At 69.1% G+C, this 15222-nt stretch carries 15 protein-coding genes; 5 read left to right on the top strand and 10 right to left on the bottom strand.

Annotated features, from left to right (window positions below):
* Nucleotides 1-3 precede the first annotated feature (3 nt).
* The 6 genes from JOM49_RS00675 to JOM49_RS00700 all read right to left on the bottom strand — a co-directional run bounded on the left by JOM49_RS00675 (nucleotide 4) and on the right by JOM49_RS00700 (nucleotide 6498).
* Nucleotides 4-534, bottom strand: coding sequence for a DUF3558 family protein (locus JOM49_RS00675; RefSeq protein WP_209662243.1), 531 nt, complete (start codon nucleotides 532-534; stop codon nucleotides 4-6).
* Nucleotides 531-1415 (bottom strand): hypothetical protein, encoded by an 885-nt coding sequence (locus tag JOM49_RS00680; RefSeq protein ID WP_209662244.1) that lies wholly within the window; start codon nucleotides 1413-1415, stop codon nucleotides 531-533. The genes JOM49_RS00675 and JOM49_RS00680 overlap by 4 nt, the downstream gene beginning before the upstream one ends.
* Nucleotides 1416-1488: 73 nt before the next feature.
* Nucleotides 1489-1782, bottom strand: coding sequence for a hypothetical protein (locus tag JOM49_RS00685; protein ID WP_209662245.1), 294 nt, complete (start codon nucleotides 1780-1782; stop codon nucleotides 1489-1491).
* Nucleotides 1783-1870: 88 nt separating this feature from the next.
* Nucleotides 1871-2878, bottom strand: coding sequence for an alpha/beta hydrolase family protein (locus tag JOM49_RS00690; RefSeq protein WP_245369199.1), 1008 nt, complete (start codon nucleotides 2876-2878; stop codon nucleotides 1871-1873).
* Between the two features lie 231 nt (nucleotides 2879-3109).
* Nucleotides 3110-5278 carry a 3-hydroxyacyl-CoA dehydrogenase NAD-binding domain-containing protein gene (locus JOM49_RS00695; protein WP_209662247.1) on the bottom strand — a complete coding sequence of 723 codons (2169 nt, stop codon included), beginning with the start codon at nucleotides 5276-5278 and terminating at the stop codon, nucleotides 3110-3112.
* 8 nt (nucleotides 5279-5286) lie between these two features.
* Nucleotides 5287-6498 carry an acetyl-CoA C-acetyltransferase gene (locus tag JOM49_RS00700; RefSeq protein ID WP_209662248.1) on the bottom strand — a complete coding sequence of 404 codons (1212 nt, stop codon included), beginning with the start codon at nucleotides 6496-6498 and terminating at the stop codon, nucleotides 5287-5289.
* A gap of 139 nt (nucleotides 6499-6637) precedes the next feature.
* Between JOM49_RS00700 and JOM49_RS00705 the strand changes: the two genes are divergently transcribed.
* The 5 genes from JOM49_RS00705 to JOM49_RS00725 all read left to right on the top strand — a co-directional run bounded on the left by JOM49_RS00705 (nucleotide 6638) and on the right by JOM49_RS00725 (nucleotide 11640).
* Nucleotides 6638-7834 (top strand): TetR/AcrR family transcriptional regulator, encoded by a 1197-nt coding sequence (locus JOM49_RS00705; protein ID WP_209662249.1) that lies wholly within the window; start codon nucleotides 6638-6640, stop codon nucleotides 7832-7834.
* A gap of 130 nt (nucleotides 7835-7964) precedes the next feature.
* Nucleotides 7965-9260: an acyl-CoA dehydrogenase family protein gene (locus JOM49_RS00710; RefSeq protein WP_209670631.1), complete on the top strand. Its 1296-nt coding sequence runs from the start codon at nucleotides 7965-7967 to the stop codon at nucleotides 9258-9260.
* Nucleotides 9261-9288: 28 nt separating this feature from the next.
* Complete coding sequence (locus tag JOM49_RS00715; RefSeq protein WP_209662250.1) at nucleotides 9289-10500, top strand: acyl-CoA dehydrogenase family protein; 1212 nt, start codon at nucleotides 9289-9291, stop codon at nucleotides 10498-10500.
* Between the two features lie 119 nt (nucleotides 10501-10619).
* Nucleotides 10620-10958, top strand: coding sequence for a hypothetical protein (locus JOM49_RS00720; RefSeq protein WP_209662251.1), 339 nt, complete (start codon nucleotides 10620-10622; stop codon nucleotides 10956-10958).
* Between the two features lie 16 nt (nucleotides 10959-10974).
* On the top strand, nucleotides 10975-11640 hold the full coding sequence (locus JOM49_RS00725) for a YdcF family protein (protein WP_209662252.1): 666 nt from the start codon (nucleotides 10975-10977) through the stop codon (nucleotides 11638-11640).
* Between the two features lie 48 nt (nucleotides 11641-11688).
* Here the strand turns inward: JOM49_RS00725 and JOM49_RS00730 are convergent, their stop codons facing one another.
* The 4 genes from JOM49_RS00730 to map all read right to left on the bottom strand — a co-directional run bounded on the left by JOM49_RS00730 (nucleotide 11689) and on the right by map (nucleotide 15000).
* Complete coding sequence (locus JOM49_RS00730; RefSeq protein WP_209662253.1) at nucleotides 11689-12741, bottom strand: alpha/beta fold hydrolase; 1053 nt, start codon at nucleotides 12739-12741, stop codon at nucleotides 11689-11691.
* A gap of 41 nt (nucleotides 12742-12782) precedes the next feature.
* Nucleotides 12783-13637: an SDR family oxidoreductase gene (locus JOM49_RS00735; RefSeq protein WP_209662254.1), complete on the bottom strand. Its 855-nt coding sequence runs from the start codon at nucleotides 13635-13637 to the stop codon at nucleotides 12783-12785.
* Nucleotides 13638-13699: 62 nt separating this feature from the next.
* Nucleotides 13700-14236, bottom strand: coding sequence for a GNAT family N-acetyltransferase (locus JOM49_RS00740; protein WP_308158615.1), 537 nt, complete (start codon nucleotides 14234-14236; stop codon nucleotides 13700-13702).
* Entirely contained in the window at nucleotides 14233-15000 is a 768-nt protein-coding gene (gene map, locus JOM49_RS00745) for a type I methionyl aminopeptidase (protein ID WP_209662255.1), read from the bottom strand. The genes JOM49_RS00740 and map overlap by 4 nt, the downstream gene beginning before the upstream one ends.
* Between the last annotated feature and the right edge of the window lie 222 nt (nucleotides 15001-15222).

Genomic DNA, 15222 nt, shown 5'->3' on the forward strand with positions numbered 1-15222 from the left:
TGGTCAGGGCAGGCTGCTCACGACCCGTTCGGCGAACCGGCGTGACTCGGCGCAGGCGTCCATCGGGTCGGTCTGGGCGGTGGTGAAGCTGACGGCGAGACCTTGCGAATCGGCGAGGTCCACGTAGACGACGCACACCTTCAGCGCATCGGGGCGTCCGTCGTTCTCGACGTTGTCCAAGAGCGCTGGATAGCCGGCTACCGACAGCTCTTCAGGAGCCACCACCCGGCCTCGCCACAGAGGCACCGGGCGCACCTGGGGGAACCACCGGACCTTGAGGACCGGGTGCGCGCCCTGCCCGGACAGTTCACAGGCCGGTTGCGGGCCGTCATCAGCGAACATGCGGTCGTCCGGCAGCTCTCGCCGCGAAGCGAAACCCGGTTCTTCCGGCACGTTCCGACACGGAGTCGCGGCCAACGCCCGGACGTCGACCGGCTTCGTGATCGCCGGGGGGCCGCTGGGCGGCTCCTCGCCGGGCGGCGTGCAGGCGGCCAGTACCAGCAACGCGGCGAAGCCCAGGAATCTCATGCTCATCCGTCCAGCAGCTTCCGGATCGTCCCGTCACCTTCAGCGACCGGTGCGTACCGCTGCTGGTCGACCTTCTCGCCGAAGCCCCCGGACGGTTGCTCCGGTGAGGAGAAATCCCCGTAGTGGAACGAAGGCGAGTTGACATCGATACTGACGGGCAACGGCTCGAACAACTCGTTCCGCTCGGCCGCCAGCCGTTCCCTGGCCTGCGAAAGGATCCGGCCAGCTTCCCCGACGACGGCCTCGTAGTTCGCCATCAACTGCTTCCGCGAGCTGGTGTAGGAGCCGAGCACATCGCCGGCTTTCTCGCCCTCGACCGCCATCTGTATTCCTGACCCACCGGCGGCGATGAACGCCCCCACCGATACCCCCAGCAGCGAACCGCCGCTGGCGACGCTGGCCAGCGCGCCGACCAAGGTCGTGCCCAGGCCGATGACGAACTTGGTTTCGGCTTCCTGGTTCTGCTTCATCGCTTTCTGGCAGGCGCCGACAGTGGCACCGGCCAATGCGCAGTAGTCACGCCTGAGGTGCACCGCCACCCCGAGCAGGATTCCCAGTGACTTCAGCGTTTCGTAGCCGTACTCGACCTGCTGCGCCAGAAAGGCGTCGAGCCGGGAAACGTGCTCCCGGAACGCGTCGGCGCCTTTGCCCTGCCAATCCTGCACCGAATAGTCGATCATCCGGAAGGCGTCGACCACCTCGGAATTCTCCCGCGAAATCGTCCGCGTGCCGGCCTGCATCCGGCCGAATTCGTCGATGATCTTCTGCGGGTCGAGGCTGAGCACATCGAGCGCGTCCTGGCGAAAGCTGCCGGCCACCACCGCACCGCCACCGCTCGGGTAGTTTTCCGGGGCAGGCAGCCAAACCTCGCCCTCGTCGTTGTACAACTCCATGACCTTGCGGGCCGCGTCATCCGCGGCCCGCAGGACCTGTTCGTCAGTACACCATTCGGCCATCGCCTCAGCCCTGCCCATCGGCCCGGCGATAAAGACCGACGATTCGCCGCAGCGCCTCGGCCGTGGCGAGAACGACCTCGACTCCCCTTCTCTGCCTTGCCGCTATCTCGTCGGTGTAATTTACGTACGTAGATTGATAGTGAGCGACAAGAGGCAGTCCGCCACCCGGCCCGTGCAGGCCTTCGTGCGAGTTCAGCACCGCGATTTGCCTGCCGATGATCTCCGCCAACTCGGGAAACGCCTGGTCGGCGACTCTGGCGAGTTCATCGAGCACCACGGTGAAACCGTTGTCCGGCATCGCCCCTCCCCTCGCGACGCACTCAGTGCTACCAGAGCCGCACCACGGTTCGGGAAATCCGGCGCCCACTTCACTCGATCGGTGCAGCCTACGCGCAACCCACTTCCGGAGAACAGAACGCGATCTCCGGATACCGCGCAGAAGGCGAGTTCAGCAGAACCTGCGGAACCCCCCGCAAATGCTCATCGACAAAAGCACGGACATATCGCCGCGTGATCACCGAAGTGCGTTCCCCGGAAAGCTCCCCACCACCGTCCAGCCCAGCCTGCTCCCCCAGCAAACCCACATCCGTGAACGAAGCGTGCTCAGCACCGTCGACCACGAGCCACCGTTTCCACCCGGCCAACTGTGACCACGCCGCTTCCCAGGTCCCGGCCTGCTCACTCGCGCCCGGCGTGTACTGGTTCGACCGTCCCAAGAACAAGAACGGCCGCGAAAAATCGAACTGCGCCGGGCCGTCCTGCATGCCGTCGATGTTGATGCCCGCTTTGATCCGCGGGTCCGCCAACATCGAGTGGATGCCGCTCGCGCCGCCCGCCGAATGGCCGGCCATCGCGATGCGCGAGCCGTCGATGGAGCGTCCCCAGTCCGCCAGGAGCGAATCGATCACGAACGAGACATCGGCTGCCCGGCCGTCGTGCAGTTTCTTCCAGTATTCGTGCACGTTCTCCGGCGTGCGCACTATCTCGCAGGCCACACACTGGGTCACCCGCCCGTCCGGGAAGGTCGTGGCGACGCTTTCGTAGGTGTGCTCCACCACGGCCACCACGTATCCGTGGCTCGCCAGGTCCTCCGCCAGACCGGACAGCGTGGCGCGCGGTTTGGTGAACCCCGGCGAAAGCACCACGAGCGGCCACCGGCCCATCGGCGGCGCACCTGCCACGGAATGCGTCCGCGTGCGGCTCAGCAGGTCGAACGGCAGGGTCGTGATTTCCGCTTCCTTCAGCAGCAGCTCCGACTCCAGCGGGGTCATGTACTGCGCGCGCTGCCCGTGCGGCACAAAAGTCGGGTACCGCAGCGACACCATCAACTCGCGCGGCCCCGTCGGCACCCAGGTGTCCGGGCGCGACGAATCCACCAGGTGCAGCGTGGTCATCCCGACCGGCAGCACCCCCGTCGGCTTCAGCAGGTGCAGGTCCGCGGCGGCGGACGCGGGCACGCCGCCGACCGCGAGCACCACCACTCCGGCCAAGGCCACCAGACGTCTCAACATGGAGTCCCCTTCCTCTATTTATCTACCTACCTAGCACTATAGTCACGTCACTCCCTCCGGGCGCAAAAAAGTGGCCCCGCCGGCGAACCGGCGGGGCCACTCGGACAACCAGGGCTACTCGTAGATCTCGCCCTTTTCGGCCTTCGCCACCAGCGACTCCGGCGGCAGGAAGTGGTCGCCGTAGCGCTCGGCCAGCTCACGCGACCGCGCCACGAACCCGGCCAGGCCGCCCTCGTACTGGTTGATGTACTGGATGACCCCACCGGTCCACGCCGGGAACCCGATGCCGAAGATCGACCCGATGTTCGCGTCCTGCACCGAGGTCAGCACGCCCTCGTCGAAGCACTTCACCGTCTCCAGCGCCTCGGCGAAGAGCATGCGCTCCTTGAGGTCCTCGAACGGGACGTCGCCGGTGCCCGACTTGAACGCGTCGCGCAGGCCCGGCCACAGCCCGGTGCGCTTGCCCTCGTCGTCGTACTCGTAGAACCCGGCACCGGAGGACCGGCCCTTGCGGTCGAACTCCTCCACCATCCGGTCGATGATCGCCTCGGAGGCGTGCCCGTTCCAGGTACCGCCCTCCGCCTCGACGGCCGCCTTCGTCTCCAGCCGGATCTTGCGCGGCAGGGTCAGGGTCAGCTCGTCCATCAGCTGCAGCGGCGGCGCCGGGTACCCGGCCTGCGTGCCCGCCTGCTCGATCGACGCCGGCTCGACGCCCTCGCCCAGCGCGGCGACGGCCTCGTTGATGAAGGTGCCGATCACCCGCGAGGTGAAGAAGCCGCGGCTGTCGTTGACCACGATCGGGGTCTTGCGGATCTGCAGGGTGTAGTCGAACACCTTGGCCAGCGTCGCCGGCGAGGTCTTCTCCCCGCAGATGATCTCGACCAGCGGCATCTTGTCCACCGGCGAGAAGAAGTGGATGCCGATGAAGTCCTCGGTCCGCTGCACGCCCTCGGCGAGCGAGGTGATCGGCAGCGTCGAGGTGTTCGACCCCAGCACCGCGTCCGCGTTGACGACGCCCTCGATCTCGCCGAACACCTTGTGCTTCAGCTCGACGCTCTCGAAGACAGCCTCGATCACGAAGTCGACGCCGGCGAAGTCGGCCGGGTCACCGGTCGGCTTGATGCGCGCCAGCAACTCGTCCGACTTCTCCTGCGTGGTCTTGCCCCGCGAGAGCGCCTTCTGCTCCAGCTTGACCGCGTAGCCCTTGCCCTTCTCGGCCGCTTCCTGGGAAACGTCCTTGAGCACCACGTCGATCCCGGCCTTCGCCGAGACGTAGGCGATCGCCGCGCCCATCATCCCGGCGCCGAGCACGCCGACCTTCTTCGCGGTGTACTTCTCGAACCCGTCCGGCCGCGAACCGCCGGAGTTGATGTGCTGCAGGTCGAAGAAGAACGCCTTGGTCATGTTCTTCGCCACCTGGCCGGTCGCCAGGTGCACGAAGTACCGGGTCTCGACCAGCTGCGCGGTGTCGAAGTCGACCTGCGAGCCCTCGATCGCGGCGGACAGGATCGCCCGCGGCGCCGGCATGTTCGCGCCCTTGATCTGCTTGCGCAGGTTGGCCGGGAACGCGGGCAGGTTCGCCGCGAACTTCGGGTTCGACGGGGTGCCGCCCGGGATCTTGTAGCCCTTGACGTCCCACGGCTGCACGGCCTCGGGGTTGGCCTTGATCCATTCCTTGGCCTTCGGCAGCAGCTCGTCGACGCTGCCCACCAGCTCGTGCACCAGGCCCAGCTCCAGCGCCTTCGCCGGCTTGTGCCGCTGACCCTGCAGCAGCACGTTCAGCAGCGCGCTCTGGATGCCCAGCAGCCGCACGGTCCGCACCACGCCGCCGCCACCGGGCAGCAGGCCGAGGGTGACCTCGGGCAGGCCGATCTGGCTGCCCTTCACGTCCGCCGCGATGCGGTGGTGGGTGGACAGCGCCAGCTCCAGGCCACCGCCGAGGGCGGCCCCGTTGATCGCCGCCACGACCGGGCGCCCGAGCTGCTCGAGCCGCCGCATCTGGGCCTTCATCTGCCCGCTGCTCCGGGTGATCTCGGCCGCGTTCTCCGGCTTGGCCTGGATCAGGTCGTTGAGGTCACCGCCGGCGAAGAAGGTCTTCTTCGCGGAGGTGAGCACCACGCCGGTGATCGAGTCCTTCTCCGCTTCCAGGCGGTCGACGACCACCCCGAGCGACTCGCGGAAGTCGGCGTTCATCGTGTTCGCCGACTGCTTCGGGTCGTCCAGGGTGAGCACGACGATGCCGTCGGCGTCCTTGTCCCAGCGGATCGTCTTCGCTTCGGTCATCTCTTTCCTCACACCCGCTCGATGATGGTCGCGACACCCATGCCGCCGCCGATGCACAGGGTGACCAGCGCGCGGCGCGCCTGACGGCGCTCCAGCTCGTCCACCACGGTGCCGACCAGCATCGCGCCGGTGGCGCCCAGCGGGTGGCCCATGGCGATGGCGCCGCCGTTGACGTTGACCTTCTCCTCGGGCAGGTTCAGGTCCTTCATCCACTTCAGCACCACCGAGGCGAAGGCCTCGTTGAGCTCGAACAGGTCGATGTCGTCGACCGTGAGCCCGGCGGTGGCCAGCACCTTCTTGGTGGCCGGGGTGGGCCCGGTCAGCATGATCGTCGGCTCGGAACCGACCGAGGCGGTGGCGACGATGCGCGCCCGCGGGGTCAGGCCGTACTGCTTGCCGATCTCCTCACCGCCGACCAGCACGATCGCGGCGCCGTCGACGATGCCCGAGGAGTTGCCGCCGGTGTGCACGTGGTCGATCCGCTCGACCGAGTGGTACTTCTGCAGCGCCACCGCGTCGAAGCCGCCCATGTCGCCGATGCCGGCGAAGGCGGGCTTGAGCTTGGCCAGGCCCTCGACCGAGGTGCCGGGGCGGCGGTGCTCGTCGTGGTCGAGGATGGTCACGCCGTTGATGTCCTTGACCGGCACGACGGACTTCGAGAAGTAGCCGCCGGACCAGGCCGCCTCGGCCTTCTCCTGCGAGCGGACGGCGAACGCGTCCACGTCCTCGCGCGAGAAGCCCTCCATGGTGGCGATCAGGTCGGCGCCGATGCCCTGCGGCACGATGTAGTTGTCGTAGGCGGTGGCCGGGTCCATGAACAGCGCGCCGCCGTCCGAACCCATCGGTACCCGCGACATCGACTCCACGCCGCCGCCGATCACCAGGCGGTCCCAGCCGGAGCGCACCTTCTGCGCGGCGATGTTCGTGGCCTCCAGGCCGGAGGCGCAGAAGCGGTTCAGCTGCACGCCCGCGACCGTCTCGGGCAGGCCGGCCACCAGCGCGGCGGTGCGGGCGATGTCCCCGCCCTGCTCGCCGACCGGCGAGACCACGCCGAGCACGATGTCGTCGATCACCGCGGGGTCGAGGTCGGGGTGGCGCACCTTCAGCTCGTCGATCAGGCCGACCACCAGGTCGACCGGCTTGGTGCCGTGCAGCGCACCGCCCTTGTTCTTGCCGCGAGGCGTGCGGAGCGCCTCGTAGATGTACGCCTCACTGCTCACAACAGAATCCTCCGGTACTGGACTTCAACGGGTATGCCGTACTGATCAGTAACGCTAATACAGACTAACTTAGTCCCCCCAAACCCCAGGGTGTCAATGGGTTGCGAGCCAATCGACACTCGCTAGAGTGTGTTCACCTATGGAACCTACGCCCGCCCGTGGCCGACGACCACGCGATCGCAAGAACCAGCTCGCCGGAGTGGCCGCCGAGCTGTTCCGCGCACGGGGCTACCACGGGGTGGGCATCAACGACATCGCCGCCGCGGCCGGGGTCACCGGACCGGCGCTGTACCGGCACTTCGCGGACAAGCAGGCGATCCTCGCGCACGTGGTGCTCTCCGGGATCGACGACATGGAGGCCGCGACGGCGTCGGCGGTGTCCGACAGCTCGGTGCCCGGTCCGGAGCAGATCGAGACCTTGCTCACCTGCCTGGCCGGACAGGCCGTCGAACGCCGGGAGATCGCCGCGCTCTGGCGCTGGGAAGGCAAGCACCTGCCCCGCGACGACCGCCGTGAGATCCGGCGGCGCTCGGGCGAGGTGCTCGCGTCGTGGGCCAAGTCACTGCAGCTGGTGCGCCCGGAGTTGACGCCGGAGGACGCGGAACTGCTGTGCTGGGCCGGGTTGAGCGTGTTCGGCAGCGTTTCGGTGCACCACACGAGCGTGGCGAAGCGCCGGTTCGCGCAGCTGCTGGTCGACCTGGCGCGGCGGGTCCTGCACACGGAACTGCCCCCGGCTCCCGAAACGGTGGCCGCGCCCGTGCCGCCCGGCATCGGCCAGACCTCCCGTCGCGAGCAGCTGCTCTCGGCGGCGACGGAACTGTTCTCCCAGCGCGGTTTCCACGCGGTGAGCATGGAGGAGATCGGCGCCGCGGCCGGGATCAGCGGCCCCAGCGTGTACCGGCACTTCGCCGGCAAGTCCGCGCTGGTGATCGCGATCTGCCGCCGGGCGGCGGACCGGCTGGCCGTGGGCGCCGAGCACGCGTTGCGCACCAGCGCCCCGCCGGACGAGCGCGAAGCACTGCGGCGGCTCGCCGAGTCCTACGTGCGCACGCTGACCGGATCGGCGGAGCTGTCCGTCGCCTTCGCCGGTGACCCGCTGAACCTGCCCGAGCAGGACCAGGCCGAGCTGCTGCGGGTCCAGCGCGACTACGTGGCGCAATGGGTGCACCTGCTTTCGGCCGTGCACCCGGAGCTGAACGCGCGCGAGGCGAAGATCACCGTGCACGCCGCGCTGACCATCGCGAACGACCTCGCGCGCACGCGCCGTGTCAACGCGCGTCCCCAGCTGCCCGCGGAACTGCACCGGATGATGATTTCCGTGCTCGACCTGGACTGAACCTCGTTCCACGATGCCAAATCCGCCCCCCTTACTGGCGTTCGCCACCACTGCGCGTTAACCTACTCACGAGTAGGTAAGCGATGACGGGAGGGCGGCCATGGGCACGCCGGGGAAGAAGCGCGACGCCATGGGCCTGGGCCTCGCCGCGCTGACCAAGCTCGCGGGGGTCAAGGCCATCGACCGGGCCGGACTGCGCAAGCCGATCGAGTCGCTGGTCTCGTCGGCCACGCGCGGCGGGTTCAAGGCAGCCGGGGCCGCCGGGCGCTCGTTCAAGGCGATCCAGCGGCGAGACGCACCCGAGCGGCTGACGTCGGCGCCGGACAGCGGGCAGTTCGACCTGACCCCGTCCGAAGAGCAGCAGATGATCGTGGAAACCGTCCGCGACTTCGCCGCCGAGCAGTTGCGCCCGGCCGCCGCCGAGGCCGACGCGAAGCTGACCACGCCGGACGGCCTGCTCACACGGGCCGCCGAACTGGGCGTGACGCTGGTCGGCATCCCCGAGGAGCTGGGCGGCGTCGGCACCGAGCGCTCGGTGGTGACCGGAGCGCTGGTCGCCGAGGCGCTCGCGCACGGCGACCTGGGGCTGGCGGTCGCGGTGCTCGCCCCGTCCGCGGTGAGCACGGCGCTGGTGTCCTGGGGCGACGCCGAGCAGCAGGCGACCTACCTTCCGGCGTTCGTCGGGGAGAACGTGCCCGCCGCTGCGCTGGCACTGCAGGAACGCGCGCCGCTGTTCGACCCGTTCAAGCCGAGCACCAAGGCCCGTCGCACGCCGCACGGGTACAAGCTGGACGGGGTGAAGTCGCTGGTCCCGCGGGCCGCGCAGGCCGAGCTCTTCGTCGTGTCGGCGGACCTGGAGGGACGCGGGCCCGCGCTGTTCATCGTCGAGTCGTCGAACGCCGGGGTGAGCATCGAGGGCGAGCCCGCGATGGGCCTGCGTGGCGCGGCCACCGGGAAACTGCACCTCGAAGGGGTTTCCCTGCCCGCGTCGGCGCTGCTCGGCGGCGGGAAGCCGGAGATCTTCGCCGAGCTGGTGCGGCTTTCGCGCCTCGGCTGGGCGGCGCTCGCGGCGGGGACCGCGAAGGCCGTGCTCGACTACGTGATCCCGTACGTCAACGAGCGGCAGGCGTTCGGCGAGCCGGTCAGCCACCGGCAGGGCGTGGCGTTCCAGGTCGCCGACATCGGCATCGAACTGGAGGGCCTGCGCCTGGTCACCCTGCGCGCGGCGGCGCGCGCCGAGCAGGGCAAGCCGTACGCGCGGGAGGTCGCGCTGGCCAGGCGGCTGGCCGCGGACAAGGGCATGAAGATCGGCAGCGCCGGCGTGCAGCTGCTCGGCGGGCACGGCTTCGTCAAGGAGCACCCGGTCGAGCGCTGGTACCGCGACCTGCGCGCGGCCGGTGTCCTCGAAGGCTCGGTCCTGCTCTGATTCTCCTTGGTTGGAAAGGGTTCCCATCATGATCAATCTCGAGGTTCCGGCCAAGGCGCGCGCACTGGTCAACCAGGCCTACCAGGCCGCGGCGGAGGTCTTCCGCCCCATCTCGCGCAAGTACGACCGCGCCGAGCACGCCTATCCGTCCGAATTGGACATGTTCGCCGCGCTGCTGGACGGGCTGAACTCCTCCGGTGAGGGCGGCGCGGGCGCGGCGGGCGTGCGCCGTGACGAGAAGGCGGAGAAGAAGTCCGGCAACCGCAACGGCGCCAACATGAACGTCGCGCTCGGCACGATCGAGATGTGCTGGGGTGACGTGGGCCTGCTGCTGTCGATGCCGCGGCAGGGCCTGGGCAACGCCGCCATCGCGTCGGTCGCCAACGAGGAGCAACTGGCGCGCTTCGGCAAGATCTGGGCGGCGATGGCGATCACCGAACCGGACTGCGGCTCGGACTCGGCGGCGATCAACACCACCGCGCGCCTCGACGGTGACGCCTACGTGCTCAACGGCGAGAAGATCTTCGTGACCTCCGGCGAGCGCGCCGACGCCGTGGTCGTCTGGGCCACTTTGGACAAGAGCAAGGGCCGCGCGGCGATCAAGTCGTTCGTGGTGGAGAAGGGCACGCCGGGGTTCGAGGTGGTGCGCCTGGAGCACAAACTCGGGATCCGGGCGTCGGACACCGCGGTGCTGCGCTTCGACAACTGCCGCGTGCCGAAGGAAAACCTGCTCGGCACGCCGGAGATCGACACCAAGAAGGGGTTCGCGGGGGTCATGCAGACCTTCGACAACACCCGCCCCCTGGTGGCCGCCATGGCGGTCGGTGTCGCACGGGCCGCACTGGAGGAAACGGCCCGCATCCTGGCCGAAGCCGGCGTCACCGTCGACTACGACAAGCCCGCGCACCACCAGCACGCCGCCGCGGCGACGTACCTGGAACTGGAGTCGGACTACGAATCGGCGTACCTGCTGACCCTGGAATCGGCCTGGATGGCCGACAACCGGAAGCCGAACTCGCTCCAGGCCTCCATGGCCAAGGCGAAGGCGGGGCGCTCGGTCGTCGACATCACGCTGCGGTGCGTCGAACTGGCTGGGGCGCTCGGGTACACCGAAGAGTCACTGCTGGAAAAGTGGAGCCGCGACGCGAAGATCCTGGACATTTTCGAAGGGACGCAGCAGATCCAGCAGCTGATCGTGGCGCGCCGGTTGCTCGGCAAGTCGTCGGCCGAACTGAAGTAGTTGCCGCGTTCGCTACCCGGTCTGATGGCGTTGGGTCACCGGACCGGGTGGCTCGGGCGCATCGGCGGCGGCGGGTCGCGCACTGTTGAGGTGCCGACCAACCGCTTGAAAGGACCCCGATGCGCACCTCTTTCCTGGCTGTCGCCAGTGCTCTCGCCCTGTTCTGCACGGCTCCTGGCATCGCGTCCGCCGCCGAGGGCGAGTTCAGTTACCGCTACCTCGACCAGGACGGCGAAGTCCGGGTCGGCTCGCTGGTCGACCCGCCGAGCGGTAAGTGCATCGAGATCCCGGAGATCGCCGACTGGGACACGTCCGCGTTCCGGCCGCGCAACGACACCGACTCGCGGGCCGTGGTGTTCAAGGACGACGACTGCGAAAGCGACGCCTACTTCTCCCTCCGCCCCAACGGCGGCCACGGTTCGGACCGGCTGCTGCTGCGTTCGGTCGTTTTCAGCTGACCTATACCCTGGCCAGGTGACCCTCGACACCGCCACCATCCCCGAAGCCGTGCGTGCCGACGTGGAGGCGCTCTGGCGGTACCTCCGGGTCGACGATGAAATCGCGCCGGTGGACGTGGCGATCGGGCTCGGGTGCCACGACCCGGGAGTGGCGGTGTACACGGCCGAACTCTTCCTGCGCGGGGTGTGCCCGCTGATCGTGTTCACCGGCTCCAACGCGCCGACGACGATCGGGCGCTTCCCGCGCGGGGAGGCCGTGCACTTCCGCGAGATCGCGGTCGAGCACGGGGTGCCGGAGCAGTCGGTGCTGGTCGAGTCGGCGGCCAAGCACACCGCGGACAACATCGACTTCAGCCGCGAACTGCTGCGTGAGAAGGGTGTGCAGGTCGGGTCGGTGCTGATCACCTGCCGCCCGTACCACCAGCGCCGCGCCCACGCGACAGCCGCGAAGCGATGGCCGGGCGTCGACATCCGCTGCTCCGCCGACCGGCGGCCACTGCACGCCTACACCGCCGGCATCGGGGACGCGTCACTGGTCATCGACATGCTCGTCGGCGAAGCCCAGCGATTGACGCGCTACGCGGAACTGGGGCACACCATCGCCCTGGACGTCCCCACCGACGTCACCGACGCTTACCAGCGCCTGGCCGCCGCCGGCTACACCTCGCGCCTACTCCCCTGATCAACGCCCGAGGTGCCGCTGACAACGGGCGCGACCCTCCATTCAATGTCACAGCTGCGCAGCGTGGAAGTCGTCGATGTAGCGCCAGGTGGTGCCCCGCGCTTTCCGGCCGGTCAGCACGCCCAAATGACCACCGGGGGCGGTTTCGAAGCGGACCTCCGGAGCGTTTTCCAGCAGCCCGGTCAGTCGTTCGACGGCGGCCCGTGGGGCGATCGTGTCGTTCTCCCCCGCGACGATCAGCGTCGGCACCTTCACCCGGGAGAGCGAGATCATCCGCCCGTTCAGGTCCACGCTGCCTTCGGCCAGGTCGTTCGCGCGGAAAAACCGGTGGTAGAGCTGCCCGAACGTGCGCCCCGGGTAGGCGGCCATGTTGTCCATGAAGTGGTCGACCGCTTCGATCTGCGCCAGGTAGTCCCGGTCGTCCAGGTTCTTCAGGATCGCCAGCGGCTTGGTGATCTCCTTGTGCAGCCCCGTCGCGCGGAAAACGCGGCTGACCAAATAGGACGGTGCACCGCCGAGCACGCGGTAGAACGGGGTCAGCAGGTGCCCGCCGGTCAGGTCCACCAGCGGGCGGAACGGCGCCACCAGCGGGATCGCGGTGAAGTCGAACGGCGAGGCCACCGTGACCACCGACTCGATCGGCAGGTCCGGCTGGTCCGCGGTGGTCAGCAGCGAGAAGATCCCGCCGAGGCACCACGAAACCAGGTGCACGCCCTGCCCGCCGGAGTCCTCGCTGACCCGCCGGATCGCGCGCGGCAGCACCTCCTCGATCCAGTGCTCGATGCCGAGCCGCCGGTCGGAGAAGGCGACCGTGCCGTAGTCGACCAGGTAGGTTCGCCTGCCGCCGTCGACCAGGTGTTCGGCCAGGCTGCACCCGCGCCGCAGGTCGAAGCACAGCGCGGGCGCGGCGAGCGGCGGCACCAGCAGCACCGGCGGCCCGTCCGGTGCCTGGCCGCCCGAGGTCAGCCGGTACACCGAGCGGTTCGGGCCGTGGTCGATCAGCACCCGCGGCACCGGGCGGAGATCGGCGACCCCACCGCGCATCACCTTGCCGAGCAAGTTCGCGGTCGCGGCGGCCAGCCGGGCCGGCGGTGCTGCCATCGAAGTGTCTCCCCTGCTCAGACGGACTGCCTGAGCCTCATCTAACCATCCGAGCCGACCGAGGGAGCGCTGTTCGCCGCCCTCGATTCGTATTCCGACCGGGCACCGGCGTGCGCCGTGGCGAGCACCTTGTCGGCGCCGAGCGAGCGCGAGATCCACTCACCCGCGCGCCGCGGCAGCAGCCGGGTGAACCGGCCGACCACGTCCAGGGATTTCGGCACGAACACGTCGAACCGGGGCCGCGCCAGCGCCCCGGCGATGGCCGCCGCGACCTCCTCCGGCGACACCGACTTGATCATCCGCGCTTCCGGCAGGCCGCTGGCCAGCTCGGTCCGCACGATGGCGGGCATCACGCACGAGACCTCGACGCCGGTGCCCCGCAGTTCGAGGTGCACCGCCTCGGACAACCCGACCACGCCGTGCTTGGTCGCGCAGTAAGTCGCCGCGCCAGGAAAACCAGCCTTGCCCGCCATCGACGCGACGTTCACGATGTGCCCGGTGCCGCGCGGGCGCATCCGCTTGACCGCCTCCCGGGTGCCGTGGATGACCGCGTGCAGGTTGATCTCCAGCTGCCGCCGGGTGGACGCGTCGTCCTCGTCCTCCAGCGCGGCGAGCGGCATGATGCCCGCGTTGTTGATCAGCACGTCGATCGGCCCGAGCCGCTGCTCGACCTCGTCGAGAAACTCGCTGAAGTTCTTCGTGTCGGTCACGTCCAGCGGCAGGGCGAGCGCGTCCAGCTCACCGGCCGTCTTCTCGGCCCGGACCTGGTCCAGGTCGCCGATCGCCACCCGGGCACCGAGTCCGGTGAGCAGTTCGGCGGTCTTCGCGCCGATGCCCTGCGCACCGCCGGTGATCACCACGACCTTGCCGTGGAGGGAACGCGCTCGCTTGGCCATCCTCGTGCTCCTTCGCCATTGAGAGAGCTCGCTGTGAGAGCTTGTTGACACCTTGCCAATCATCACCCCGCGGCGCGGTCCCGTCCATCCCCCACTCGTTGTTCGAAGACCTGACCCGGCCAGCCGTGGTAGTCGAAGGTGACCGTCTTGCGGAAGCCCTGCCGCTCGTAGTAGCGGACCAGGCTGCCGTCACCCCCGGCGTAGCAGTCGACGCGCACCAGGTCGATGCCGCGTTCCGCGGCCTCGCCGAGCGCGTACCGGATCAGTTCGGCGCCGACCTGGCGGCCGGTGAACCCACGGGCGGTGATCAGCAGGCCCAGGTAGATCTCCGGTTCGTCCACAGTGGGCACGTGCTCGGGCGGGCCCGGATCGAGGATGATCGCGCCGGCCGGCTCGCCGTCGATCTCCGCCAGCACCAGGTTGCCGCCCGCCGCCATGCCGCGCACGCGTTCGACCCGCTTCGGCACCGCCGACCACGGTTCGGTGCCCCACTGCTGGGTGTTTCCCCGTGCGTTCATCCAGGCCACGGCGCCGTCGAACATGTCGAGCAGGTGCTTGGCGTCTTGCTCGCCCCCAGGGCGAAATTCCACTTCGCTCACAAGGTGGTGAGCGTACGTGGACCTTCCTCGGTCACGGCGACGGTCAGTTCGACGTGGGCCGCGCGGCTGCCGTCCGCGGTGCGCAGGGTCCACCCGTCGCTGTCGGCGCGGTACTCGTCGCGACCACCGGCGATCAGCATCGGCTCCAGCGCGAACACCATGCCGGGCCGCAGCCGCAGGCCCCGGCCCGGGCGGCCTTCGTTGGGCACGTGCGGGTCCTCGTGCATGGCGTGCCCGATGCCGTGACCACCGTGGTCGGCGAGCATGCCGTACCCGTCGCGGCGGCCGACCACGCCGATCGCGTGCGAGACGTCGCCGAGCTTGTTGCCGGGCACCAGCTGCGCCACGCCCGCCATCAGGGCTTCCGTGGTCGCCTCGATGAGCTTGAGGTCGGCCGGATCGGCCTCGCCGACGACGAAGCTGATGGCGGCGTCGCCGTGGAGGCCGTCGATGTAGGCACCGCAGTCGATGCTGACCAGGTCGCCGTCGACCAGGCGGTAGTCGTTGGGGATGCCGTGCACCACGGCGTCGTTCACGCTCGCGCAGAGCACGCCGGGGAACGGGTAGGGGGCCGGGCGGGGCTGGTAGTTCAGGAAGTTCGGCTTCGCCCCGGCGTCCCGGATGACCTGCGCGGCGACCTCGTCCAGCTCGCGCAGGCTCACCCCGATCTCCGCCCGCTCACGCACCGCTCCCAGCGCCTGGGCGACCACGCGCCCGGCTTCGCGCATGACGTCCACTTCGCCCGGTGTCTTGATCTCAACCATGGCGATAACTATACCGGTATAACTATCCCGGGTCGACTCCCCCACGGCGATGGGCCCTGGCTGGCTCGGGCCCGAACGCGGACCTCGGCTGCCCGAGCGTGGGGTTCGGCTGCGCGAGTGCGGGGTTCGGCTTCCTGAGTGTGTAACTCGGCTGCGGGAACGTGCGACTCGCCGGTGGGGGGTGCCCTGAATGCTATGAGTGGGGCATTACTTGCAATCAAT

Origin of the sequence: Amycolatopsis magusensis, assembly GCF_017875555.1 — a bacterium.
GTDB classification, from domain to species: domain Bacteria; phylum Actinomycetota; class Actinomycetes; order Mycobacteriales; family Pseudonocardiaceae; genus Amycolatopsis; species Amycolatopsis magusensis.

Coding starts and splice junctions, on each gene's coding strand:
- JOM49_RS00675 (WP_209662243.1), bottom strand. CDS start 534: ATGAGCATGAGATTCCTGGGCTTCGCCGCGTTGCTGGTACTGGCCGCC.
- JOM49_RS00685 (WP_209662245.1), bottom strand. CDS start 1,782: ATGCCGGACAACGGTTTCACCGTGGTGCTCGATGAACTCGCCAGAGTC.
- JOM49_RS00690 (WP_245369199.1), bottom strand. CDS start 2,878: ATGACCACGCTGCACCTGGTGGATTCGTCGCGCCCGGACACCTGGGTG.
- JOM49_RS00695 (WP_209662247.1), bottom strand. CDS start 5,278: ATGACCGAAGCGAAGACGATCCGCTGGGACAAGGACGCCGACGGCATC.
- JOM49_RS00705 (WP_209662249.1), top strand. CDS start 6,638: ATGGAACCTACGCCCGCCCGTGGCCGACGACCACGCGATCGCAAGAAC.
- JOM49_RS00710 (WP_209670631.1), top strand. CDS start 7,965: ATGGGCCTGGGCCTCGCCGCGCTGACCAAGCTCGCGGGGGTCAAGGCC.
- JOM49_RS00715 (WP_209662250.1), top strand. CDS start 9,289: ATGATCAATCTCGAGGTTCCGGCCAAGGCGCGCGCACTGGTCAACCAG.
- JOM49_RS00720 (WP_209662251.1), top strand. CDS start 10,620: ATGCGCACCTCTTTCCTGGCTGTCGCCAGTGCTCTCGCCCTGTTCTGC.
- JOM49_RS00730 (WP_209662253.1), bottom strand. CDS start 12,741: ATGGCAGCACCGCCGGCCCGGCTGGCCGCCGCGACCGCGAACTTGCTC.
- JOM49_RS00735 (WP_209662254.1), bottom strand. CDS start 13,637: ATGGCCAAGCGAGCGCGTTCCCTCCACGGCAAGGTCGTGGTGATCACC.
- map (WP_209662255.1), bottom strand. CDS start 15,000: ATGGTTGAGATCAAGACACCGGGCGAAGTGGACGTCATGCGCGAAGCC.